Genomic DNA, 421 nt, shown 5'->3' with positions numbered 1-421 from the left:
GGGTGTCCTCGGCGCAGTCGGTGTCGGCGGAGATCCGCCGTGCGCAGGAAGCGATCGTGCGCGCGGAGGCGGCCGACCTGGTCGTCGCGCGTAAAGCGTTGGCCGAGCAGCGGCGCCAGGCTTCCGCTCACTCCCAGGTCGCGGCCTTGTACCGGCAGAAGACCTGGGCGTCGCGTGCGCTGGCCGGCGTGGTGCTGGGCGCGATGCTCTACAGCGCGGTCAACGTGCAGCAGAACCTCGCCCCTGGTGGTGCGGGGGATCCGCTGTTCTGGGCGAGTTACCTGCTGGAGGCGTTGATCTCCACCGTGCTGGTGGTGTTCATGGTCAATTCCGCCGCTGTCGCGCGGTGGAAGGTCACCGAGGACGAGACCCTGATCCGGTGGATCGAGGGTGCGCTGCTGGCGATGAGCATCGGTTTGAA

The 421-nt window shown here is 68.2% G+C and carries 1 pseudogene; it reads left to right on the top strand.

Annotated features, from left to right (window positions below):
- A pseudogene (locus tag IU449_RS28725) lies at positions 1-421 on the top strand (hypothetical protein); the annotation flags it as partial.

This window comes from Nocardia higoensis, from assembly GCF_015477835.1.
Lineage (GTDB): Bacteria > Actinomycetota > Actinomycetes > Mycobacteriales > Mycobacteriaceae > Nocardia > Nocardia higoensis_A.
The sequence above is the reverse complement of the archived record's forward strand: the minus strand, read 5'-3'. Positions and strand labels throughout refer to the sequence as shown.